The 22,226-nt window shown below is 71.2% G+C and carries 18 protein-coding genes and 1 tRNA gene; 5 read left to right on the forward strand and 14 right to left on the reverse strand.

All coding sequences use genetic code 11. From position 1 onward, the window contains the following. Positions 1 to 167 precede the first annotated feature (167 nt). From ACLJN9_RS27800 to ACLJN9_RS27820, 5 genes are all read right to left on the reverse strand, one after another. Positions 168 to 833 carry a DUF998 domain-containing protein gene (locus ACLJN9_RS27800; RefSeq protein ID WP_410814583.1) on the reverse strand — a complete coding sequence of 222 codons (666 nt, stop codon included), beginning with the start codon at positions 831 to 833 and terminating at the stop codon, positions 168 to 170. 13 nt (positions 834 to 846) lie between these two features. Continuing rightward, positions 847 to 1,266 (reverse strand): VOC family protein, encoded by a 420-nt coding sequence (locus ACLJN9_RS27805; protein ID WP_410814584.1) that lies wholly within the window; start codon positions 1,264 to 1,266, stop codon positions 847 to 849. Between the two features lie 35 nt (positions 1,267 to 1,301). Further along, positions 1,302 to 1,700 carry a helix-turn-helix domain-containing protein gene (locus tag ACLJN9_RS27810; RefSeq protein WP_410814585.1) on the reverse strand — a complete coding sequence of 133 codons (399 nt, stop codon included), beginning with the start codon at positions 1,698 to 1,700 and terminating at the stop codon, positions 1,302 to 1,304. Between the two features lie 248 nt (positions 1,701 to 1,948). Then, positions 1,949 to 2,356, reverse strand: a complete 408-nt coding sequence (locus tag ACLJN9_RS27815; RefSeq protein ID WP_410814586.1) for a DUF805 domain-containing protein — start codon at positions 2,354 to 2,356, stop codon at positions 1,949 to 1,951. A gap of 284 nt (positions 2,357 to 2,640) precedes the next feature. Then, a tRNA-Thr gene (locus ACLJN9_RS27820) sits at positions 2,641 to 2,714 on the reverse strand. Between the two features lie 332 nt (positions 2,715 to 3,046). Here ACLJN9_RS27820 and ACLJN9_RS27825 point away from each other — a divergent pair. Both ACLJN9_RS27825 and ACLJN9_RS27830 read left to right on the forward strand, forming a co-directional pair. Next, positions 3,047 to 4,138, forward strand: coding sequence for an ABC transporter ATP-binding protein (locus ACLJN9_RS27825; RefSeq protein WP_410814587.1), 1,092 nt, complete (start codon positions 3,047 to 3,049; stop codon positions 4,136 to 4,138). A gap of 169 nt (positions 4,139 to 4,307) precedes the next feature. After that, on the forward strand, positions 4,308 to 4,919 hold the full coding sequence (locus ACLJN9_RS27830; protein ID WP_410814588.1) for a hypothetical protein: 612 nt from the start codon (positions 4,308 to 4,310) through the stop codon (positions 4,917 to 4,919). Positions 4,920 to 4,966: 47 nt separating this feature from the next. On the opposite strand, the gene rlmB is transcribed toward ACLJN9_RS27830, so the two are convergent. Together rlmB and cysS are read right to left on the reverse strand one after the other, a co-directional pair. Continuing rightward, on the reverse strand, positions 4,967 to 6,097 hold the full coding sequence (gene rlmB / locus ACLJN9_RS27835; protein ID WP_410814589.1) for a 23S rRNA (guanosine(2251)-2'-O)-methyltransferase RlmB: 1,131 nt from the start codon (positions 6,095 to 6,097) through the stop codon (positions 4,967 to 4,969). Beyond that, positions 6,097 to 7,512, reverse strand: a complete 1,416-nt coding sequence (gene cysS, locus ACLJN9_RS27840; protein ID WP_410814590.1) for a cysteine--tRNA ligase — start codon at positions 7,510 to 7,512, stop codon at positions 6,097 to 6,099. The genes rlmB and cysS overlap by 1 nt, the downstream gene beginning before the upstream one ends. A gap of 63 nt (positions 7,513 to 7,575) precedes the next feature. Here cysS and ACLJN9_RS27845 point away from each other — a divergent pair, with 63 nt between their 5' ends. Further along, complete coding sequence (locus ACLJN9_RS27845) at positions 7,576 to 8,286, forward strand: IclR family transcriptional regulator (RefSeq protein WP_410814591.1); 711 nt, start codon at positions 7,576 to 7,578, stop codon at positions 8,284 to 8,286. A 253-nt stretch (positions 8,287 to 8,539) separates the two neighbouring features. Beyond that, positions 8,540 to 9,760: a DUF559 domain-containing protein gene (locus tag ACLJN9_RS27850; RefSeq protein WP_410814592.1), complete on the forward strand. Its 1,221-nt coding sequence runs from the start codon at positions 8,540 to 8,542 to the stop codon at positions 9,758 to 9,760. Positions 9,761 to 9,942: 182 nt separating this feature from the next. On the opposite strand, the gene ACLJN9_RS27855 is transcribed toward ACLJN9_RS27850, so the two are convergent. Beyond that, positions 9,943 to 11,649, reverse strand: a complete 1,707-nt coding sequence (locus ACLJN9_RS27855) for a S8 family serine peptidase (RefSeq protein ID WP_410814593.1) — start codon at positions 11,647 to 11,649, stop codon at positions 9,943 to 9,945. Positions 11,650 to 11,845: 196 nt separating this feature from the next. Continuing rightward, complete coding sequence (locus ACLJN9_RS27860; RefSeq protein ID WP_410814594.1) at positions 11,846 to 12,811, reverse strand: EamA family transporter; 966 nt, start codon at positions 12,809 to 12,811, stop codon at positions 11,846 to 11,848. Between the two features lie 85 nt (positions 12,812 to 12,896). Between ACLJN9_RS27860 and ACLJN9_RS27865 the strand changes: the two genes are divergently transcribed. Then, on the forward strand, positions 12,897 to 13,442 hold the full coding sequence (locus tag ACLJN9_RS27865) for a CGNR zinc finger domain-containing protein (RefSeq protein WP_410814595.1): 546 nt from the start codon (positions 12,897 to 12,899) through the stop codon (positions 13,440 to 13,442). On the opposite strand, the gene ACLJN9_RS27870 is transcribed toward ACLJN9_RS27865, so the two are convergent. The 5 genes from ACLJN9_RS27870 to ACLJN9_RS27890 form a co-directional block, all read right to left on the reverse strand. Beyond that, on the reverse strand, positions 13,409 to 13,960 hold the full coding sequence (locus tag ACLJN9_RS27870; protein WP_410814596.1) for a GNAT family N-acetyltransferase: 552 nt from the start codon (positions 13,958 to 13,960) through the stop codon (positions 13,409 to 13,411). The two genes, ACLJN9_RS27865 and ACLJN9_RS27870, sit on opposite strands and share 34 nt — an antisense overlap. A 287-nt stretch (positions 13,961 to 14,247) precedes the next feature. After that, complete coding sequence (locus tag ACLJN9_RS27875; protein ID WP_410814597.1) at positions 14,248 to 15,657, reverse strand: class II fumarate hydratase; 1,410 nt, start codon at positions 15,655 to 15,657, stop codon at positions 14,248 to 14,250. Between the two features lie 35 nt (positions 15,658 to 15,692). Further along, positions 15,693 to 18,674 carry a BTAD domain-containing putative transcriptional regulator gene (locus ACLJN9_RS27880; protein ID WP_410814598.1) on the reverse strand — a complete coding sequence of 994 codons (2,982 nt, stop codon included), beginning with the start codon at positions 18,672 to 18,674 and terminating at the stop codon, positions 15,693 to 15,695. A gap of 264 nt (positions 18,675 to 18,938) precedes the next feature. Further along, positions 18,939 to 20,606 (reverse strand): fumarate hydratase, encoded by a 1,668-nt coding sequence (locus ACLJN9_RS27885; protein ID WP_410814599.1) that lies wholly within the window; start codon positions 20,604 to 20,606, stop codon positions 18,939 to 18,941. A 136-nt stretch (positions 20,607 to 20,742) separates the two neighbouring features. Further along, positions 20,743 to 22,188, reverse strand: a complete 1,446-nt coding sequence (locus ACLJN9_RS27890; RefSeq protein WP_410814778.1) for a PQQ-binding-like beta-propeller repeat protein — start codon at positions 22,186 to 22,188, stop codon at positions 20,743 to 20,745. Between the last annotated feature and the right edge of the window lie 38 nt (positions 22,189 to 22,226).

The raw sequence follows: 22,226 nt of genomic DNA on the forward strand, positions 1-22,226 counted from the left end.
CTGGCCTGCCGCCGGCCGCGCTCCGACAGGCCGGCCTCCGGCGACTCGGTCGCCGCGTTCTCCTGCTCGCCGTGCCGAGCCAGGTACAGCAGCCGGGTGATCATGGCCTGCATTGCACCACGACGGACGGCGCGGGGTCGACCCCGCGCCGTCCGTCGACCGACGGATCAGTCCGCCCGCCCGCCGGCCGCCCGGGCGAAGGTGAGCGCCACCCACAGCCACCCGGCCGCCACCGCCACGCCGAACGCCACCATGACGGCCGGCGCCGGCCGGACGATCAGCGCCACCCAGGTCACCGCGAAGAAGGCCCCGGTCGCCAGGCTGTACACGGCCCGACCGCGTTCCCCCCGGCGCGCAGCTCGCCGGCCACCAACGACCGTCGCCACGATCAGCGACACGAAGGCAACCGCCGCCACCAGGAAGTGCAGACCGCCGTGCCAGCTGATCTGGCCGGCCCCACGGGGAGTGCCCGCCGGAAAACCGTCGAGCGGGTCGGCGCTGAAGATCCCCGCGCCCACCAGGCCCAGCCCGTAGAGAGCGAGCAGACGTGGCAGCCAGACCGAGCCGGTCGACGCCGACCGCCGCAGCGCCACGGCGGCGGCCAGGCACAGCGCGCCGGTGGTCAGGAACGTGGCGATCTGAATCCAGCCCAGCCCTCCGGTGCTCAATGCGCTGACCGGGTGCCGCCGGAAGTCGAAGCCGTCCCTGGTGAAGCCCTGCAGCAGCGCGGAGGCTACGAAGATCGGGCCGGCGAGCACCCCACCGAGCAGCAGAGCGCGATCCCGGTCGACGGTGGCCGGTCGGACCACCGCGGTCGGCGCAACCTGGGTCATCGGTCCGCTCCCCTCAGGCCCGCGGAAACATCTGGCCGACGCGGATCTTGTTGCCGAACGGGTCCCGGATGCCGAAGTCGATCCCGTACGGGCGCTCGGTCGGCTCGTCGGTGATCTCGACGCCCTTGGCGACCAACTCCTCGTGGGTCTTGTGGGCGTCGTCGGTGGTCATGAAGAGGGAACCGCCCAACGCACCCTTGGAGAGCAGTTCCCGGACCTGCGCGGCGGTGGCCGGGTCCAGCGCCGGCGACCCCGGCTTCTCCAACAGGATCTCGCGTTCCGGGTCGCCGGGCAGGTTGACCGTCAGCCACCGCATGAAGCCGAGGTCCTGGTCGGTGTTGAGCTCCATGCCGAGCTTGTTCACGTAGAAGTCGAGTGCCTCATCCTGGTCGAGGACGTAGATCTGGGAGCGGCTGATCGCGTTCATCGTCATGGCAATCACGCTAGACGTAGACCCTGACCTGCTGCTTATCCAAAACTGCTGGGTCGCGTCCACGCTTTCATGAAGCAGGACGGCACGTTGCCCGGCGCGGCGCGGCGGCGAAAGTCGGTCGGGGACTCCCCGACGATCTGCCGGAACGTCCGGCTGAACGTGCCCAGGCTGCCGAAGCCGACAGCGAAGCAGATGTCGGTGACGTCCCGGCCGGTCTCCATCAGCAACGACATCGCCCGCTCGACCCGGCGGCGCTGCAGGTAGCGGTGCGGCGTCTCGCCGAACGTCGCCCGGAAGGTGCGGATGAAATGAGCCTCCGAGACGTGCGCGATCCGGGCCAGCGCCGGAATGTCCAGCGGTTCGGCGTACGCCCGGTCCATCGCGTCCCGGGCACGCAGCATCGCCCGGTTCGACTCCTCCACCGCGCGACTCATCAGCTCGCGTACACCCGATCCGCTGGCAACCTCTGACTCACCCCGACAGAGCATAGGGCCGTGCTAGCCGCGTCCTCCTGCTGCGCTGCCCACGGGGATCCGCAGGGCAAGATCCGCACAGGTTCAGGGGTGTTGCTGCCTCGAACGCGTCGGAGGCGGCAACACCCCTGAAGTTGCGTAAATCTTGGGCGCTACGCGCGGTACGCGGGTTTGCTCCGCTCTCGGCGGGCAGCACCCGATGGTGAATGTCAGGCGATGCTGGGGGCTGCGGTGTGGGGAGCGTCCTTCGGGTCGGCACCGTGCCGGTTACTTCCCCGAGTGCCTTCCTTGACGAAGAACACGATCAGGACGATGGCCCCCACGAGAGGCACGAGTGCGATGAACAACCACCAGCCCGAGCGGTCGGTGTCGTGCAGTCGACGCACCGAAACGGCCAGGGTCGGCAGCAGCAGGGCCAAGCTGACGATGAGCCCGATGACGCCGGTGGAGCTCGGTTCCGAGCCGATTTTGGTCCCCAGCGCGCTGTCCAGAATTCCGGTGACAATGCTGAGGATCACGGTGAAGAGAGCGAACCACCAGTACTCGGACCGGCGAGCTCGACCGCGGAAGCCGACGTACTGGGAGAGGACAGATTTGATGGCATCGACGGGGGACATGAATGCTCCAGCGCAGTAAGGGATTGAGACCCGTAAGGTCAACTGCGACGCAGCCAAGCAGACGCCGGGCGGGCGGTCAACGGCCTTTCGGCTGGCCCCGCCCGGTTGGAGTCCGGGACGTGAAACGCTGATCCTTCCGATGGTCGAAAGATCATCTCAGATCGGGCGAATCAATACCCCGACCTGGATGACGCCTCTTGCTGTCTCACCCGTTCGACGGTTCTTGGCTCTCGAACCGGCCGCTCGCGGCCGTACCCGTCGGCAGGAGCCTGGTGAAGATGAAGAGCCCCCGGCCGGGATCGAACCGGCGACATCTCGCTTACAAGGCGAGTGCTCTGGCCAGCTGAGCTACAGGGGCGCGCGCGTCGGGGTCAGCATAGCGAGTGACATCCGGATATCCCGCTCGCCAGGCCTCCCGAGCACGGGAAACGTCGCCAACCCGACGCTCGTACGTCCGGCCGTACGTCGATTGATGTCCGCCCGTGCCCGACTGACCGTTTTGCGTAGGCGTCCACTGCTCCCTCACCTTGGCAGCGCGGGCAAAGCCGTTTACGGTGCAGGAACACGGACGAAGGTCCGGCCGCCCCTCGCGACCGACCGCCGTCCGTTGACCGGCACGGTCACCGTGTCGGTCGCTCCTTCACTCGGATCGTCCGGCACGTTCCTGCCGGTGAAAGGAAGCGCTTCACCATGGCTACGGTCACCTATTCCAAGGCGTCCCGGGTCTACCCGGGCCAAGAGCGTCCCGCCGTCAACGAGCTGGACCTCGAGATCGGCGACGGCGAGTTCCTCGTCCTGGTCGGCCCGTCCGGTTGCGGCAAGTCCACCAGCCTGCGGATGCTCGCCGGCCTGGAGGACGTCGACGCCGGTTCGATCTACATCGACCAGCGCGACGTCACCCACCTGCCGCCGAAGGCCCGCGACATCGCGATGGTCTTCCAGAACTACGCCCTCTACCCGCACATGACGGTGTACGAGAACATGGCGTTCGCCCTCAAGCTGCGCAAGACCTCCAAGTCGGAGATCGACCGGCGGGTCAAGGAGGCGGCCGGGCTGCTCCAGTTGGAGGAGTACCTCAGCCGCAAGCCCAAGGCGCTCTCCGGTGGTCAGCGCCAGCGTGTCGCGATGGGTCGGGCGATCGTCCGCGAGCCGCAGGTCTTCCTCATGGACGAGCCGCTGTCGAACCTCGACGCCAAGCTGCGCGTGCAGACCCGTACCCAGATCGCGTCTCTGCAGGCCAAGCTGGGCGTCACCACGGTCTACGTCACGCACGACCAGGTCGAGGCCATGACCATGGGTCACCGGGTCGCGGTGCTGCTCGACGGTGAGCTCCAGCAGGTGGACACGCCGCGGGCGCTCTACGACACCCCGGCCAACGTGTTCGTCGCCGGCTTCATGGGCTCGCCCGCCATGAACATCAAGACCGTGGCGCTGAACGAGAACGGCGCCGAGTTCGCCGAGCTGCAGGTCCCGCTGACCCGCGAGCAGGTCGCGGCGGCCCGCGCCGAGGGCGGCGACGGCAAGGTCACCGTGGGCTTCCGCCCGGAGGACTGCGAGCTGGTCAGCCCGACCGAGGGCGGCATGCCGGTCGTGGTCGAGCTTGTCGAGGACCTCGGCTCGGACGCCAACGTCTACGGTCACGCCGCGCTGAGTGGCAACTCGGAGCGCTTCGTCGTCCGCACCGACCGGCGCTCCATGCCGAACATGGGTGACACCGTGTTCGTCAAGCCGCGTACCGGCCGCAGCCACGTCTTCCACGCCGCCACCGGCAACCGGATCTGACGTAACGCCGTACCGACAGGGGCGGTCCGCTTCGGCGGGCCGCCCCTGTCGTCGTACCGCGATGGGTTCTCAGCCCGGAGAGCCAGCGCGGAGGTGGCTCTCCGGGGTGATTCGGCACGGCCGGCCGCGCTCGTAGCGTCACGGCAACCCCGAATCCCGAGGAGACATCGTGACCGCCGCGCCAGCAAGCCCCGCCGTGCCCACCAGCCCCGCCGAGTCCCCGACCGCCCGTTCCCGGCCGTACCGGACGGCCCGTCTGGCCGGCCGCAGCCTTGCCTACTGCGCCGCGCTCGTGCCGCTCGCCCTGCTCGCGCTGGTCACCACCCCGCTCGGTGGAGCCGGTGCCGCTGCGACACGCTGGCGGGCCCTGCGTTCCAGACTGCTCGGGGCACCGCCCGCCACCGCCGGCCGGAGACCCGGCACGGTCTCGGTGTTTGGCCACGCCCTGCTCAGCCTGCTGCTCGGTGCGGCGGCCCTGCTGCCGCTCGGAATCGAGGTGTTGCTGGTGCTGCGCGGCGTGCTCTACGGAGTGGTCGACCCCGGCCCGTACACCAACTCCTGGGGTGGTCCGACCCGGGCCGGTGCGTGGCTGGCGCACTTCCTCGTGGGCCTACCAATGGCCGCGGCCGGGCTGGCCGCGCTGATCGGCATCGCCGCCGTGCATCAGCGGCTGACCCGGAGTCTGGACGGGGAGAGTCGCGCACCCTGGCTGATGCCGACCGCGCTGCTGATCGCGCTGGCCGGGGCGCTGCTCTTCGTTGCCTGGACCCACCAGATCTAGACACGCGACGAGGCCCCCTCCCGCGGGAAGGGGCCTCGTCGACGTGGTTACAGCTCGACCGCGCGGCGCCGGGCGACCTCGGCCAGGGCGACCGCGGCGGCCACGCTGGCGTTGAGCGACTCGACCTCGGAGATCATCGGGATGCTGACGGTCAGGTCACAGGTCTCCCCGACCAGCCGGGACAGGCCGCGGCCCTCGGAGCCGACCACCACCACCAGCGGACCGACCGCAGCCTCCAGGTTGTAGAGGTCCGTGTCGCCGTCGGCGTCCAGGCCGACCACCATGAAACCGGCGTCCCGGCAGGCTTTCAGCGACCGGGTCAGGTTGGTGACCTGGGCCACCGGCACCCGCGCGGCCGCGCCGGCACTGGTCCGCCAGGCGGTCGCCGTGATTCCGGCGGCCCGCCGCTCGGGTACGAAGACACCCTGCGCGCCGAACGCGGCAGCCGACCGGATCACCGCACCCAGGTTGCGGGGATCGGTGACACCGTCAAGTGCGACCAGCAGCGGTGCCTGCTGCTCCACCGCCGCGGCGACCATGTCCTCGAACGGCTGGTACGCGAACGGCGGCACCTGGAGCCCGACGCCCTGGTGCAGCACCCCGCCGGTCATCCGGTCCAACTCCGCCCGGCTGATCTCCAGGTTGGCGATGCCCCGGTCGGCGGCGGTCCGGATGATCTCGTTGATCCGGTCGTCCATGTCGATGCCCTGGGCGGTGTAGAGCGCCGTGGCCGGGACCAGGGCGCGCAGCGCCTCCAGGACCGGGTTGCGCCCGACCAACAGCTCCGGGCTGTCCTTGGACGGGTTGGACTTGCGCCCCGGCGCGACGCGAGGGCCACCCCGGCCGGTGGGCTTGCCGCCTCGAGCACCGGTGCCACCCCGGTTGACCGGAACGCCTCGGCCGCCGCCCTTGCCCCAGGTGGTGTCCTTGCTGCCCGGCTGACCGATCTTGGGGGCACGCCCCTCCTCGACCGCCGCCCGGCGCTCCTTGTCCTGCTTCCAGGCGGTGCGCTGGGGCAGCTTCTCGGTGCCCGAGTAACCCTTGTGCCACGGCCGCTCGTCGGCGGGCAGGGTGCGCCCCCGCCCGGCCAGGGAGTCCTTGTTCTTGCCGCCGGTGCCCTTGGGGGCGCCCGCCTTCGGCGTCAGTCGCCGGCCACGGCGCTGCGAGTTGCCGGCCATCAGTCCTGCTCTCCAATAGTCCAACGGGGTCCCTGGGGGGTGTCCTCGACCACCACGCCGGCCAGCTTCAGCTGGTCGCGTACCGCGTCCGCGGCGGTCCAGTCCTTACGGCCCCGGGCCTGCGCGCGCTGCTCCAGGGCCAGCGCGATCAGGGAGTCCACCACGGCACGCAGATCGTCCGAGCGGCCGCCACCGGTCCAGGCCGGGTCGAGGGGGTCGATCCCGAGGATATCCAGCATCGCCCGTACAGCGGCCAGCGTGGTGCGGACGGTCACATCGTCGCCGGTGCTCAGCGCGGTGTTGCCGTCGCGGAGCTGCTGTTGCAGAACGGCCAGCGCCGCCGAGGTGTTGAGGTCGTCGTCCATCGCCGCGACGAAGCCGTCGGGCAGCCCACCGGGATGCCCGGCGCCCACCCGCTCGGCGGCCCGCAGCACGAAACCCTCGATCCGGCGGTACGCGACGGCCGCCTCGCGGAGCGAGTCCTCCGAGTAGTCGATCACGGAGCGGTAGTGCGCGGCGGCGTAGTAGTAGCGCAGCTCCACCGGCCGCACCCCGAGCGAATCCACGTAACCCAGGTCCAGAGCGTTGCCGGCGGACTTGCCCATCTTGGCGCCGCCGATGCTGAGCAGCCCGTGGTGCACCCAGTAGCGGGCGAACGGCAGCCCGGCCGCGTGGGACTGGGCGATCTCGTTCTCGTGGTGCGGGAACGTCAGGTCCAACCCGCCGCCGTGGATGTCGAACTCCGGGCCCAGGTAGCGCCAGCACATGGCCGAGCACTCGATGTGCCAACCCGGGCGGCCCAGCCCCCACGGCGACGGCCAGTAGGCGTCCGCCGGCTCGTCCGGCTTGGCGCCCTTCCAGAGCGCGAAGTCGCGCGGGTCCCGCTTACCCCGGTCGGGGGCGTCCCCGGCCGACTGCATCGCGTCCGGGGACTGACCCGACAGCGACCCGTACGCCGGCCAGGAGGCCACGTCGAAGTAGACGTCGCCGGACCCGTCCGATGCCGGGTAGGCGTACCCGTCGGCGATCAACTTCGTGATCAGCTCGTGCATCTCGGGAATGTGCCCGGTGGCGCGCGGCTCGTAGGTGGGTGCCAGCACATTCAACGCCCGGTACGACTCGGCGAGGATCAGCTCGTTGGCGTACGCGATCGACCAGAACGGGCGGCCCTGCTCAGCCGCCTTGACCAGGATCTTGTCGTCGATGTCGGTCAGGTTGCGGATGAAGGTGACCTCGAAGCCGGCGGTCAGCAACCAGCGGCGCAGCACGTCGTAGTTGACGCCGGAGCGAAGGTGACCGATGTGCGGCGGAGCTTGGAGGGTGAGACCACACAGGTAGACCCCCACCTTGCCGGCTTCCCGCGGGACGAAGTCCCGCACCGATCGGGTGGCGGTGTCATACAGGCGTAGCGTCACCGTACAAGGGTAGCCGTCCGCGCCTGTCCGAGTCCTCCGGTGCCGGGTCGTACGCTGCCAGGCGTGGATGCGACCGTACGCCCCGGTGAGCCGCCCGCCGGCCCGAGCACCGGCAGCGACCAGGCGGACGCGGTCTCCGGCCGTGCCGGCGAGACGGCGCAGACGCTGGACCGGGGGTTGCGGCTGCTGCACCTGGTCGCCGACGCGCCAGGCGGACTCACCGTCACCGAGGCGGCGAATCGGCTCGGCATCGGCCGGGCTGCCGTCTACCGGCTGGTCGGCCCGCTGACCGGGCACGGCATGCTGCGCCGCGGCGGCGACGGCCGGCTCCGTCTCGGCGCCGGGGTGCTGCACCTGGCCCGACGCGCCCAGCCGCTGCTCGCCGACGGGGCACTGCCCGCGCTGCGCCGGCTCGCCGAGCAGGCCGGTGCCACCGCACACCTGACCGTGGTCGAGGGCGGCGAGGGTGTCGCCCTCGCCGTGGTCGAGCCGAGCTGGACGTCGTTTCACGTCGCGTACCGGACCGGGGCGCGGCATCCGCTGGACCGGGGCGCGGCGGGTCGGGCCATCCTGGCCGGCCGGTCCGGAGCGGCGGAACCGGTGAGCAGCAGTGGTGAGTTGCAGTCCGGGGCGTACGGGGTGGCTGCGCCGGTGCTCGGCGTACCGGGGTTGGAGGCCAGTGTCGGCGTGGTCGCGCTCGCCCCGTTGGACGTCGACACGGTCGGCCCCCAGGTGCTCGCCGCCGCCACGGCCGTCGCCGCCGCCCTCCGCTGACCGCAGGACCACCCGCCTGCCTGCTCGCCGCGCCCGATTGCCTGCGCGCCCGATTGGTCAACTCGACTTCCTGGACAACGCGGTGTCCGCGCGCCGACGACAGCCCGACTTTCAGGAACGCGAGTGGATCATTGCCGGCCCATACCACGACCGGCGGGCCGGCTCGTGGTTGTCCACAGGCGTCGCCCGGACGTTGAGGTGAGTTGTCCACAGGGGTTTCCGCGGCCGAACGGCGGTCGGCAGGCTGCTCGGTATGCCGCCACGTCCACACCGCCCCGACGCTCTGGCCTGGCAGGTCTTTCGGGGCTCCGACGCCATCCGGAACGACCTGCTCACCGAGCATCAGCTGCGCAGCTCCGCTTGGTTGCGTCTACGCCACGACGTGTATGCCGACGCACGGCTGGACCGGGACCACGCCCTGGCCTGTCGCGCCGCGCTTCTCCGGCTACCGCCCGGCGTGGTGGTCGCCGGCCCGTCGGCGGCCTACCTACACGGCGTCGAACACGCCGCCGCCTTCACCGACGACGTGCACGTCCTCGTGCCCCGGCCGCTGCGAATCGGCGCACAGCGCGGCCTCCGCGTGCACACCAACAGCATCACCCCGATGCCCGACGTCGCGACCACAGACCCACCCCCACCGGGCGCGCAGCGTCCGCCCCAATCAGGGCAGCCCTCCATCGCGCAGGGCCCGAACGCGACGTGGCACAGTCCCAGCGGCGCCGGGCACCCACCCGGCCCTGCTCAGGCACCAGGGATCCAGCGCCCAGCCGGCACAGGGCACCCACCGGGGACAGGGCAACCCTCGGTCGTCGGAATGACGGTGCCCCTCGCACGGCAACTGCTCCGGCGAGGCGACGCCGTGGTCGGACCGGATGGCCGTGCGATGGCGGGGCCGGTCGGCGGAACGGTGCTCTCCGGACCGCAACCTGCCCGAGATCGGAACGGCCGGATCCCCCGCTCCGACCCCGGGCGGGCCGCCTGGGAGACGAGCATCTGGCTGGAGCCGGTCCGGGCGGTCACGATCGTCGACTCACTGCTCGGGCAGGGCCTGATCCAGCGTGACACGCTCGTCGAGTTGGCCGCGCGCAACGTGGAGCGGCCCGGCGGGCGGCGCGCACAATGGGTCTTCGCACTTGCCGATCCGGGTGCGCAGTCGCCACCGGAATCGCAGTTGCGGGTCCGGCTCGTGCTCGGCGGGCTGCCGCGGCCGATCGCCCAGCACCCGATCCGGCTGCCCGACGGCGTGCTCCTGCATCCCGACCTGGCGTGGCCGGAGTACCGGGTGGCGGTCGAGTACGACGGGCAGTGGCACGCCGACGCCGATCAACTGCACCGCGATCGCCGCCGACTGAACCTGCTTGTTGGTGCCGGGTGGCTGGTGCTGCACGTGACCAGCCGACGTCTGCACACCGACTTCCCGGCAGTGCTCCAGGAGGTGCGCACCGCGCTGACCGCTCGCGGGTGGCGTAGGTGACACCCCCGGCTGGTCTGCCACGATCGACTCGGATTCCTGGAGTCTGCGCGATCCATTTGTCGGTGACATCCCGCTTCCAAGGAACTCGAGTCGATCACGAGTCAGCGAGCCCCGCACAGCCGAGCCGGGCGAACGCGAGGGGGCCCGGTCGACCAGAGTCGACCGGGCCCCGAGGCGTTGCCTTACGGACGGGCGTTCGGCCTGAGCGGGGTCTTCACCGCCGCGTAGGCGTCAACGATCCCGTACCCGTAGAAGCCGTTGAAGTTGAGCCCACCGGCGCAGTAGGCGTCGTAGGTCTCGTCCCGGCCCTCATTGCGGTACTGCTGCAGCCGCGGCGACGGGCAGGCGTGCTCGGCCGCCGTCCGGTAGAGGTGCTGCTCGACCTGGTCCGGCGACAGGCCGAAGCCACCCCGACGCTCCGCCTTGCCGTAGCGGCTCACGATCAGCGCGGCCACGCCGGCGGCGTGCGGGGACGCCATCGAGGTGCCCTGAAGGTAGGTGTAGTAGCCGCACTCACCGTTGGCCTTGCACTGCTTGAAGACGAGCGTGGCGACCCGCGGGTCGATGTTGCCGTCGGCGTCCACCCGGGGGTCCGGGATGGTGGCGGAGATCGGCTCCTCCTGGAGCACCTTCAGCGGGTAGGTGGAGAGGATCCGGTTGCCCGGGGTGTTGTACGTCGGGGTTCCGAAGCCGTCCCGGGCGAAGCCACCCGGCGCGGCGACCGAGATCTGCTCGGTGCCGTAGTTGGAGAAGTCCGCCTTCTTGCCGGACGGGCCGACCGACGACACACCGATCACGTGCGGACCTTCGGTGGGCAGGTCCCAGCAGCTCTCGTTGTCGATCGGGCGCGGGTACGGGTCGGCGCCGTAGTCCGGGCTGGAGACGTCGGTACGGGGTGCGCCCAGGTCCTCGTTGTTGTTGCCGAGCGCGCCGACCAGGGTGACGCCCTTGTTGTGGGCGAAGACCAGCGCCCGCTTCATCGCCTTGATGATGGCCCGCTGCTCGGCCTGACTCGCCGGGGAGTCGGCAGGGTTGGCGGTGCAGTTGTAGAGCCACGGGTCGACGTAGAACGACATGTTGACCACATCGATCCCGGACCGGCCAGCGTAGACCAGGGCGTTGACGACCGGGTTGAGGAAGAAGTAGCCGGAGTCCTGGCCACCCTTCAGCTCGACCAGGGAGACCTTCGGGGCCACGCCGGAGAGACCGAAGCCGTTGGCGGCGGCACCGATGGTGCCCGCCACGTGGGTGCCGTGCCCGCCGTCGTCGGTGCCCACCGCGTCGAGGCAGCTCGGCACCTCGCACGGCCCGTCGACGTCGGTCAGGTCCGGTGCGAAGTTGCGCGACAGCGCCCAGTTGAAGTTCGGCGCGATGTCGGGGTTGCTGGCGTCCACGCCGGTGTCCAGCACGCCGACGGTCACCCGACGGTCACCGGGCTCGATCTTTCGGGCCTGGTCGGCCCTGATCATCTTGAGACCCCAGAGCTTCTCGTCGAGCGGGTCCAGCTTGGCGCCCTTCTTGGCGGCACCGGCGGCGGCCGTGTCGGCCAGCACCTGCTCCTGCTCGATCCGGTCCAGCGTCGGCTTGCGGCCGATGGCCTTCTGCTCGGCGGCACCGATCAGCGTCGGGGCGGCGACCGCCCTGGCCGCGAAATCGGCCCGGTCACTGGTCACCTGGAACATGCCGACCTCGTCGGACCGGGACACCACCGTGCCGCCAGCAGCTCGGATGGCGGCGACCGCCGTGTCGGCGGCGACGCCGTCCTCGGCGACGACGGTGAAGGTTCGGGAGTTGGTCGGTGCGGCGTTGGCCGGTACACCCAACCCCGTCGCCGTAAGTGCCAGCACAGCCGCGGTCGCGACGGCACCGACGGTGAAGCGCTTGCTCACCACATCGGATCCTCTCGTTGAGGGACGTGGCAGCCATCACACAGCAAATGACAGGTTTACGCCAGGTGAACGCCCGTTATGGCGGTGAATCTCTCGTTCATCCACCCAGCTCGACGCGGATACCATCCGCGTCGATGCCCAGATCGGCGAGCACCGCCGGCAGATCGGCCATCGTGGACAGTGGTCGGCAACTGTCTCACCGGCCGTCGACGGCCAGCGCGGGCTCGGGCCGGACGGGCGCCGGTGCCGGCTCCGACCCGCGCAGCTCGTCGAGGCGCACCAGGGCGACCCCGGCGACGATCAGGACCCCGCCGAACAGCTGCCAGCCCGTGGGCAGCTCGTTCAGGAACAGCCAGGCGATCAGCACCGCGAAGAGCACCTCGGTCAGCCCGACGAACGACGACAGCCGCGGGCCGAGGATCCGGGTGGCGGCGACACCGGACAGGTACGCGACGACGGCGGCCACCAGCGACAGCCCGGCGATGGGCACCAGCCAGCTGGTGGGTCGCCCGGCGAAGGTCACCTCACCGAAGGTGGCGTGCAGCGGCAGCAGACCGGTCATCCCGATGATCAGCAGCGTGGCGGCGCCGACGGCCATTCCGCCGCTGGCCAACGCGACCGAGGGCAGTCGGGGATCGACCCGGCCGGCGAGCACGAAGTAGCCGGCCAGGCCGAACGCCGCGCCCAGACCCCAGAGCACGCCCAGCGGGTGGAAGTCAGCCGTGCCCGCGAGGTCGAGCACGAACGCCAACCCGGCCAGGGCGGCCACCGACCCGGCCACGGTGAGCCGGCGGGGACGCTGCCCGTGCCGCAGCCACATCCAGCCCACGACGAGGATGATGCCCAGGTACTCCAGCAGCAGCGCGACGCCGACCGGCAGGTAGCGCACGGCGTTGAAGAAGCAGACCTGGGCCAGCGCCACCCCGAGAAGCCCGAACAGACCGATGGCCGTGGCGTTGGTCCGCAGCACGTGCCACTTCCCCCGCAGGGACAGCAGGGCGGGGATCGCCAGCACCAGGGCGGCGATGCCGACGCGGGCGATCACGGCGGACCCGGCCGACCAGCCACCCTCGATGAGCGACCGGGCGAAGGTGCCCGAGGTGGCGAAGGTGACCGCGGAGAGCAGCGCCAGCGCGGCGCCTGCGGCGGGTCGTGACTGCATCTCGCGCTCCTCGGGACGACAGGGTGTCATGAGCAAACTATCCTTGTGCTCATGACGCTAGGGGGCCACTGCGACAGGAGTCAAGGTGCTGTTCGCTCATGACACCGAATGTTCGCTGATCGCCGCCGCCGCGCTGGTCAACACCGCGGGTCGGGACGGCGAGTTGCTGCCCGACGTCGCCGCGCTGGACGCGTTCTTCGTCCGGCACTCCTACAGCGGGCGGCACGAGCACACCGACGCCGAGGTGCGCGCCGTCCGGGAGCTACGCCCCCGGCTTCGCCGCATCTGGTACGGCGAGCCCGCCGAGGTCGTCGCCGTGGTCAACGGCCTGCTGCTCGAGCACCGGGCGCTGCCACAGCTCATCGAGCACGACGACGAGCCGTACCATCTGCACGCCGTGCCCCGCGACGCGCCGCTGGCCACCCGGATCGCGGTGGAGGCGGCGATGGCGATGGCCGACCTGGTTCGTGCGGGGGAGCTGAGCCGACTGCGGATCTGCGAGTACCCGGACTGCGACAACGTGGTCGTCGACCTGTCGCGCAACCGGTCGCGGCGGTTCTGCGAGGCCGGCTGCGGCAACCGCGCCGCGGTGACCGCCTATCGTGCCCGTCGGGCCGCCGGCCGCTCCTGAGCGGGGGCGGCCCACTCCCGCGCCCGCAGCTCGTACTCCACCTCGCCATGCTCGGTGCCCGGAATCGGGTCGTCCCACTGCAGGTGGAAGGTCCGCACGTAGCGCAGGCCGGCCTTCGCCATGACCCGCCTGGAGCGATCGTTGACCGTCATCGTCTCGGCCCACACCCGCTGCACCCCGACGGTGTCGAAGGCGTGCCGGACCAGGGCCCGGCAAGCCTCGGTGGCCAGCCCGCGCCCCCACGCCGAGCGGAGCAGCCGGTAGCCCAGCTCGGCCTCGGTGCCGTCCGCCGACGGGTCGAGCGCGAACCAGCCCAGGAACTCCCCGCTCTCCCGGTCGTGCGCAGCCCAGCGACCCAGCCCCGGATGCCGGTCGTACTGCGCCAGCAGCCCCGGCAACTGCTCGTCGCGGACCCGCGCCAGCGGCGTGGCGACACCCCCGCTGAGGAACCGCATCACCTCGGGATCGCTGTCCAGCTCGACCAGTGCGTCCACGTCGCCCATGGTCAACCGCCGCATCCGCAACCGCTCAGTCCGCGGCGGCAGGCCCGCACCATCTCCACCCACGGGCCGGATCATCCCGCCGCCGCGCGACACCGTCGAGCCGTTTACCCGAGCCGCCCGCAAGATCCGCCCAACGTCGGTGAAGTTGCTGCTTCACGCCGCGCCGAGGCAGCAACGTCACCGACGTTGCCGCGGAACCCTGACCGCCGTCGCGCGCCAGGCAGTCGCGTCAGCGCGGGGGCGCGACCACGAAGAGCCGCCAGGAGTACGCGTCGACAACGAGCACGGGTTTGTCCGGGTGGTCAGGGGTGGGTCATCCGGAGCAGGTCGAGCGCCTCGTCGAGTTGGGTCTCGGTCAGCTTTCCCGAGTCGACATGACCTCGGGAGATCACCACCTCGCGGATGGATGTCTGCTTGGCCAGCGCCTCCTTGGCGATCGACGCCGCCTCGTCGTACCCGAGGTGGCGGTTGAGCGGGGTGACGATCGACGGTGAGCCCTCGGCGTACGCCAGGCAGACCTCGGCGTCCGCGACAAGGCCAGCCACCAGGCGGTCGGCGAACAGCCGGCTCACCGCGGAGAGCAGCCGGATCGACTCCAGCAGGTTGCGACCCATCACCGGGAGCATGACGTTCAGCTCGAAATCGCCCTGCGAGCCGGCGAAGCCGACCGTCGCGTCGTTGCCGATCACCTGGGCGCAGACCTGCCGCATCGCCTCGGCGACCACCGGGTTCACCTTGCCCGGCATGATCGACGAGCCGGGCTGGAGGTCGGGGATGCGCAGTTCGCGCAGGCCGGCGCGAGGGCCGGAACCCATCCAGCGGATGTCGTTGGCGATCTTGTAGAGGCCGATCGCCACCGTCCGCAGCTGCCCCGAGGCCTCGACCAACGCGTCCCGGGCGCCCTGCGCCTCGAAGTGGTTGCGGGCCTCGGTCAACGGCAGCCCCGTCGACTCGCGCAGCTTGCCGATCACGGCGGCGGCGAAACCGAGCGGCGTGTTGATCCCGGTGCCCACGGCGGTGCCGCCCAACGGCAGTTCGGCCAGCCGGGGCAGCGCCCCCTCCAGCCGGTCCACGCCGTAGCGGACCTGGGCGGCGTACCCGCCGAACTCCTGGCCCAGGGTGACCGGGGTGGCGTCCATCAGGTGGGTACGTCCGGCCTTGACCACCGTCTCGAACTCCGCCGCCTTCGCCTCCAGGGTCGACGCGAGGTGGGCCAGCGACGGCAGCAGGTCCTCCACGATGAACTGGGTGGCAGCCAGGTGGATCGAGGACGGGAAGATGTCGTTGCTGGATTGGGACGCGTTGACGTGGTCGTTCGGGTGCACCGGAGCGCCCAGCTCGCGGCTCGCCAGGGTGGCGATCACCTCGTTGGCGTTCATGTTCGAGGAGGTGCCCGAGCCGGTCTGGAAGACATCCACCGGGAACTGGTCGTCGTAGCCGCCGTCGGCCACGTGCGCGGCGGCCGCGGCGATGGAGGCGGCCACGTTGGCGTCGATGACGCCCAACTCGCCGTTGACCTCGGCCGCCGCGCCCTTGATCTGCGCGAGGGCCTTGATCTGGGCCGGCTCGATGCCCCGGCCGGAGATCGGGAAATTCTGCACCGCGCGCTGGGTCTGTGCCCGCCACAGCGCCTCGGCGGGCACCTCCACCTCGCCCATCGAGTCGCGTTCGATGCGGTAACCGGTCGCCTCTGGAGTCGTCACGCGTACCATCCTGCCGCGCCCGTGGCCGACTCGCAGATGATCCGTCAGCCCAACTCGGCCAGCAGCCGTTCCACCTCGTGCTGGTCGGGCGACTCGATCTGCCGGAACAGGAACAGCGCCTGATTCAGGTGCACGCGGGCCGCCGCTGGATCGGTGGTCCGTACACAGCGGGCGATGCCCGCCAACGCGCGGGCCTTCTCATAGCGGGCAGCAAGCCGGCTGGCGTCGGCGAACACCCGGCGGTGCAGGTCGAGTGCGCTGGCAATGTCCCCCTGTTCCAGGATTGCCCGGGCCAGCAGATTGCGGGAGGCGCACTGACCGATCCGGTCGCCGGCATCGACCATCGCCACCAGCGCTTCCCGGTGCAGGGCGGCGGCACGTTCCAACTCTCCGGCAGCGAACTCCATCACGCCGATTTCGTTAAGCAACTCCCCCTCGCCGAATCGGTTGCCTCCCCGGCGTTTGAGATTCAGCGCGACCCGCAGCAGACGGCGGGCGGGACCGAGGTCACCCATCCGGTGCCGGGCAATGGCGAGATGTCCCAGCGCGTTGTTGGTCTGCCGAAGGTCCTTCGTCTGCCGGGCCAACAGGAGGTGCAGCCGGGCGGTGCGCAGCGCCTCGTCGTACCGGCCCCAGCCGATCAACGCGTAGGACACGTTGTTCAACAGATTGGTCAGTTCATGCGCGTCGGCCGGCCCCCGGATCATGCCGAGTGCCTCGTCGAACTTCGCCTTGCCCTGCCGGAGGTCGCCGTTCGCGGAGTACGAGACGCCCAGGTTCCATAGCGTGCTGAGCACATCGCCGCGCAGCCCGAGCCGGCGGCGCAGGGTGAGCGCCACCTCCATCGCCCTGATCGCCTCCGGAAAGCGGGCCAGCCGGAAGTACGCCGACGAGAGGTAGTTCAGCATCATGGCGATGGCCGCCTCGTCGCCCAGCCGCTCGGCCACTCGAAGCCCGATCGTGTGGGTCTCGATCAGCTCGTCGAGGTGCCCGCCGTCGAAGTTGAGTCGCCAGCAGGCCCGAGCCATCTGCCAGCACTGGACCGGGAAGTTCTCCTCCTCGGCCATCCGAATCAGAGCGGTGAGCCCGGCGTGGTTCGCCTCGAACCACGCCTGCCCCTCGGCCCCCGGGATGGCCAGCAGATCGGGGCGGAGGGGCGTGTCCGCGGGGATGTTGCGGCGACTGCCCGCTGCCTCGATCGTTCGGGCGATCGCCAACGTGACGGACAGGTGATGGTCCAGCAGCCGCTCCAGGGCGGCCCTGCGCTCCGTCTGCCACTCCGGTCCAACGAGCAGCAGCCGGGCGTACTCGCGCAGCAGGTCGTGCAACCGGTACCGGCCCGGCTGCACCTCCTCCACCAGGTGCGCGTCGACCAGCTCGTCCAGCAGGTCCTGGGTGTCGGCCAGGGGCAGCTCGGCGAGTGCGGCGGCCACCCGGCTGTCCAGGCGTCCGCCCGGGTACAGGCCGAGCATCGGAAACAGGCGCTGCGCCGGCGGTGTGACTTGCGCGTACGACAGGGCGAACGCCTGCCCCACCGAGCGCTGCCCGGCGGCCAGCTCGGCCAACGGGCCCGCCTCGGCGCCCAGCCGTTCGGCGAGGTCGGCGACCCGCCAGCGAGGCCGGTGCGCCAGCCGCGCGCCGGCCAGCCGGATGGCGAGCGGTAGGTGGCCGCAACGACGCGCCACCTCGGCAGCCGCCTCCGGTTCGGCGGCGATCCGCTCCACGCCGGCCACCCGACCGAGCAGCTCGATCGCCTCATCGGCGTCGAGCACCGGCAGCGACGACGGCCGGCCCTCGTCGAGCCCGACAAGCCGACGACGGCTGGTGATCAGGACCAGGCAGTGCGAGCCGTTGGGCAGCAACGGTGCCACCTGGTCGGCGGTGGCCGCGTTGTCCAGCACCACCAGGGCACGGAGGCCGGCCAGCTCGGTACGCCAGAGAGCAAGTCGGTCGTCGAGGTTCTCCGGCATCCGCTCCGCGGCCGTTCCGAGCTGGCGGAGCAGAGCCGCCGCGGCCGTGGTCGGTGTCAACGGTCGGCGCTCGCTGTGCCCGTGCAGGTCGATGAAGAGTTGCGCGTCGGGATAGCGGTCGGCGAGTGCGGTGGCGACGTGCACGGCGAGCGTGGTCTTACCGCTCCCGGCCATTCCGTCGATCATCTGGATCCGGGTTCCGTCCTCCTCGATCTCCTTGACCAGGCGGGTCAGCGTCTGCTGCCGGCCGATGAAATCGCCGATCGCCCGGGGCAGCGAGCGGACCGGGGCGATCGGTCGGGCTTCCCGACCAGCCAGGGCCAGGTCACCGGCGAGCACCCGTTGGTGCAGTGACTGCAACTCGACGCCCGGTTCGATGCCCAGCTCGTCGGCGTAGATCCGCCGGCCCTCGCGGTAGACGGCGAGCGCGTCGGCCTGCCGGCCGACCGAGGAAAGGGCGAGCATCAGCTGGCCGCGCAGGCGCTCCCGCAGCGGATGCTGGTCGACGCTCTCGGTCAGCTCCTCCAGCAGCTCGACAGCCTGGCCGAGGCGCAACTCGACGTCGACGCACTCCTCCAGGGCGGTGAGGCGCTGCTCGTCGAGTATCTGGGCACGACGGCGGACGCTGCGGCTCGCAATGCCGGCGAGCGCCGGCCCTCGCCACAGCGCCAGGGCGGCGCGGTACTCCGAGCGGGCGTCGACCAGGCGACTCGCCGCGACGGCGGCACGGGCCGCCTCCACGGCCTGGGCGAAGACCTCGGCATCCAGGTCGGGTGGTGCGGTGCGGACGCCGTACCCCGCCGGGTCGGTGACGATGGTCCCGGCGCTCAGCCCCAGCTCGGTGAGTCGACGCCGCAGCCGCGACACGCAGGTCTGCAACTGGGCGCGGGCGGTGGCCGGTGGTTGCTCCTCCCAGACCGCGTCGATCAGATCCTCGACCGGCACCAGCCGGCCGGTGCGCAGCAGCAGCATGGCGAGCACGATCCGGTCGCGCCCGGCGGTGACGGTGGACTCGCCACCGCCGACCCGCAGAGGCCCCAGGATCCCGAACCGCATCTACTCCCCCGCTTCAGTCGTGCAACTTCCAGCAGAGTAGTCCGGTGGTCACAGATCGCCCCGGTCAGGCGATAGCGATCTGAGAGTGGATCGACAGCGGTGCGCAGCAGACTCGCTCCGGGTTGTCGGTGACGGCATCCGACGGGGGCGGTGCGCCCGTCCCACCCCAGCGGGGCGGGCGCACCGATGTCGGTTACAGCACGGACGACCGGAGGGGCGTCGAGCGGATCCGCTCGACGCCCCTCCGCGTGCCCGTCTGTCGGGTCAGCGTCGGCCGACGGTCAGCACCGGCTTGGTGACCTCGGCGAAGAAGTCGTTGCCCTTGTCGTCGACCACGATGAAGGCCGGGAAGTCCTCCACCTGGATCTTCCAGACGGCCTCCATGCCCAGCTCCGCGTATTCGAGCACCTCGACGTGCTTGATGCAGTCCTGGGCGAGGCGGGCCGCGGGGCCACCGATCGAGCCGAGGTAGAACCCGCCGTGCTGCTGGCAGGAGCGGGTCACCTGGCTCGAACGGTTGCCCTTGGCCAGCATCACCTGCGAACCACCGGCGGCCTGGAACTTCGCCACGTAGGCGTCCATCCGCCCGGCGGTGGTGGGGCCGAACGAGCCGGAGGCGTACCCCTCGGGGGTCTTGGCCGGACCGGCGTAGTAGACGGCGTGGTCGCGCAGGTACCGCGGCATCGGCTCGCCCGCGTCCAGCCGTTCGGCGATCTTGGCGTGGGCGATGTCCCGGGCCACCACCAGCGGTCCCGACAGCGACAGCCGGGTCTTCACCGGATACTTGGACAGCTCGGCACGGATCTCGTCCATCGGCCGGTTCAGGTCGACCCGGACGACCATCTCGGCGTCGAGCGAGTCCTCGGTGACGTCGGGCAGGAAGCGCGCCGGGTCGGTCTCGAGCCGCTCCAGCCACACGCCCGACGGGGTGATCTTGGCGACCGCCTGCCGGTCCGCCGAGCAGGAGACGGCGATCGCCACCGGGCAGGACGCGCCGTGCCGGGGCAGCCGGACCACCCGTACGTCGTGGCAGAAGTACCGGCCACCGAACTGTGCGCCGATGCCGAAGTTGCGGGTCAGCTCCAGCACCTCCGCCTCCAGCTCCAGGTCACGGAAGCCGTGGGCGCTCATCGAGCCGGCGGTGGGCAGCGCGTCGAGGTACTTGGCGCTGGCGTACTTCGCGGTCTTCAGCGCGTACTCGCCGGAGGTGCCGCCGATGACGATGGCCAGGTGGTACGGCGGGCAGGCGGCGGTGCCGATCAGCCGCAGCTTCTCCTCCAGGAACTGCATCATCCGCGTCGGGTTGAGCAGCGCCTTGGTCTCCTGGTAGAGGTAGGACTTGTTGGCCGAGCCGCCGCCCTTGGCCATGAAGAGGAACTTGTACGCGTCGGGGTGCCCGTCCGGGTCCTCGGCGTACACCTCGACCTGGGCCGGCAGGTTGCTGCCGGTGTTCCGCTCGTCCCACATGGTCAGCGGGGCGAGCTGGGAGTAGCGCAGGTTCAGCCTCGTGTAGGCCTGGTAGACGCCCCGGGAGATCGCCTCGGCGTCGGCGCCGTCGGTCAGCACGTGCCGGCCGCGCTTGCCCATGACGATGGCGGTGCCGGTGTCCTGGCACATCGGTAGCACTCCGCCGGCGGCGATGTTGGCGTTGCGCAGCAGGTCCAGTGCGACGAACCGGTCGTTCGGCGAGGCCGCCGGGTCGTCGATGATCGCCCGGAGCTGGGCCAGGTGCGCCGGGCGCAGGAAGTGCGCGATGTCGTGCATCGCCTCGGCGGTCAGCGCGGTGAGGGCGGCCGGTTCCACGGTGAGGAAACGACGGCCTCCCGGGCCGTGTACGACGTCGACGCCCTCGTCGGTGACCAGGCGGTAGTCCGTCTGGTCGGGGCCGGTCGGCAGCAGGGGGGCGTACGAGAATGCGGCGGCACTGCTCATGAGCGGCAAGCCTAGGGCAGACCGGTCGATCACTCCCACCCGCCGGGCTGGTCCTGGGACGCCGCTCTCATCCGCCGGGCTCACCGCGCACCGGTCACGACCGTTCGGCGTGCGGCACGCCGGCCGGGCCGCCCGTTCAGCCGTCCTTGCCGCCGGCCGGGTCGGGGCAGAGTTCCCCCTTGGGACCGCAGGTGCCGTCGATCGGCGGGTCGGGACGGTTGCCGCCCGGGCCGGGGACGCCGCCGTCGCCGGGCGGCGGGGCGGGGGTGCCGGCGGTGGCGCCGAAGCGGACGTACCCGATCTCCCGCCCCTCGCCGATGATCATGCCTTGGGGCCCGACGGCGAGGGCGTTCGCGGAGGTCCGCAGGACGGCCAGCTCGCGACCGGTTCGCGGGTTCAGTGCGACCAAACGGGTCGGCTTCTCGTCGGCGACCACGGCCGCGTACGGGGTGAGCGCGGCGCTGGCCTTGCCACTGGCGGGCCGGGTCCACAGCACCCGGTCGGTGCCCAGCTCGCGGGCCACCACCGAGCGCTTGTCGGCGGCCCGGAAGATGGCGAACCGGTCGTCGACCGCGATCAGCCGCGTCCCCGATTCGCCGACCCAGAGCAGCCGCCCGTCGTACCCGTCGATGACCGCCTCGCGGGCGTCCGGGGCGACCCCGATCAGGACGTTGCGCGCGCCCTGCGGGTCCTCCCGTTGTACGCAGCCGGCGCTGTCGGCGGTCCGCAGGTTGACCCCGGTTCGCTGCCAGGCCTCCTGGCCGGTCGCCGGGTCCCGGGCGGAGATGGCGTAGTAGCAGGTGCCGTCCTCGGACCGTGCGACGATCCGGAGCATCCGGCCGCCCACCACGGAGAGCCGCTCGTCCTGGCCCGGCTCGACGTTCTGCAGCACGCGTCCGGTGGCCGTGTCGACGACGTGTACGCGGCCGTCGACCGGAAAGCCGAGCAACGGTGGTGCCGGCTCGGGCCCGGCCACTCCGTCGTCGACCCGGGTGGCGGTGAGCCGGCGGGTGCCGCGCAGACCCGGGTTGTCGGCGAGCAGCCCGCTGTGCACACCGGGTAGGAAGGCGGTCCACAGTGGTGCGGTGCCGCGCGGGTCCCAGGCGCTCAGGGTGCAGTCGGTGGCGTCCGTGCAGTGGGCGTCCAACAGCAGGTTCCGGTACGTCCAGACGGCCACCGCGTCGCCGTCGCGCCGCCGGGTCACGCCGGTGGCGGGATCGAGCAGCTCGTACCCCTTGACCAGCAGCTTGCCCACGGCCACGACCGCGTCCCGGTCGCCGCCGGCGACCGCCGACCAGTCCGCCTTGCGCTCCCACAGCTTCGCGCCGGTTGCCAGGCTGCGGGTCTCGACCCGGGTGCGTTGCTCGACCACCACCGTGTCACCGGCGATCGTCACGCTGCGCGGCGTGCCGCCGACCCGCTGTTGCCAGACCACGTCGGGTTCGGAGATGGGTTGGCTGCGGTCCACCCAGTCCCAGAGGCCCGGAAAGGGGTTCCACACGCCGGTGGCGGCGAGGGCGACGACCACGGCGAGGCCGAGCAGCAGCCCGCCGCGCACGCTCCCCTTCGCCACACCGCACACCGTAGCCACGATCACGGATCTTCCGTAGGCCCGCGCCG

The organism is Micromonospora sp. 067-2, from assembly GCF_046549295.1.
GTDB lineage: Bacteria > Actinomycetota > Actinomycetes > Mycobacteriales > Micromonosporaceae > Micromonospora.

Excerpts from the sequence above, each read along its gene's own strand:
- ACLJN9_RS27800 (WP_410814583.1), bottom strand. The coding sequence starts at position 833 with ATGACCCAGGTTGCGCCGACCGCGGTGGTCCGACCGGCCACCGTCGAC.
- ACLJN9_RS27805 (WP_410814584.1), bottom strand. The coding sequence starts at position 1,266 with ATGACGATGAACGCGATCAGCCGCTCCCAGATCTACGTCCTCGACCAG.
- ACLJN9_RS27810 (WP_410814585.1), bottom strand. The coding sequence starts at position 1,700 with ATGAGTCGCGCGGTGGAGGAGTCGAACCGGGCGATGCTGCGTGCCCGG.
- ACLJN9_RS27815 (WP_410814586.1), bottom strand. The coding sequence starts at position 2,356 with ATGTCCCCCGTCGATGCCATCAAATCTGTCCTCTCCCAGTACGTCGGC.
- ACLJN9_RS27825 (WP_410814587.1), top strand. The coding sequence starts at position 3,047 with ATGGCTACGGTCACCTATTCCAAGGCGTCCCGGGTCTACCCGGGCCAA.
- rlmB (WP_410814589.1), bottom strand. The coding sequence starts at position 6,097 with ATGGCCGGCAACTCGCAGCGCCGTGGCCGGCGACTGACGCCGAAGGCG.
- ACLJN9_RS27850 (WP_410814592.1), top strand. The coding sequence starts at position 8,540 with ATGCCGCCACGTCCACACCGCCCCGACGCTCTGGCCTGGCAGGTCTTT.
- ACLJN9_RS27860 (WP_410814594.1), bottom strand. The coding sequence starts at position 12,811 with ATGCAGTCACGACCCGCCGCAGGCGCCGCGCTGGCGCTGCTCTCCGCG.
- ACLJN9_RS27870 (WP_410814596.1), bottom strand. The coding sequence starts at position 13,960 with ATGCGGCGGTTGACCATGGGCGACGTGGACGCACTGGTCGAGCTGGAC.
- ACLJN9_RS27875 (WP_410814597.1), bottom strand. The coding sequence starts at position 15,657 with ATGGTACGCGTGACGACTCCAGAGGCGACCGGTTACCGCATCGAACGC.
- ACLJN9_RS27880 (WP_410814598.1), bottom strand. The coding sequence starts at position 18,674 with ATGCGGTTCGGGATCCTGGGGCCTCTGCGGGTCGGCGGTGGCGAGTCC.
- ACLJN9_RS27885 (WP_410814599.1), bottom strand. The coding sequence starts at position 20,606 with ATGAGCAGTGCCGCCGCATTCTCGTACGCCCCCCTGCTGCCGACCGGC.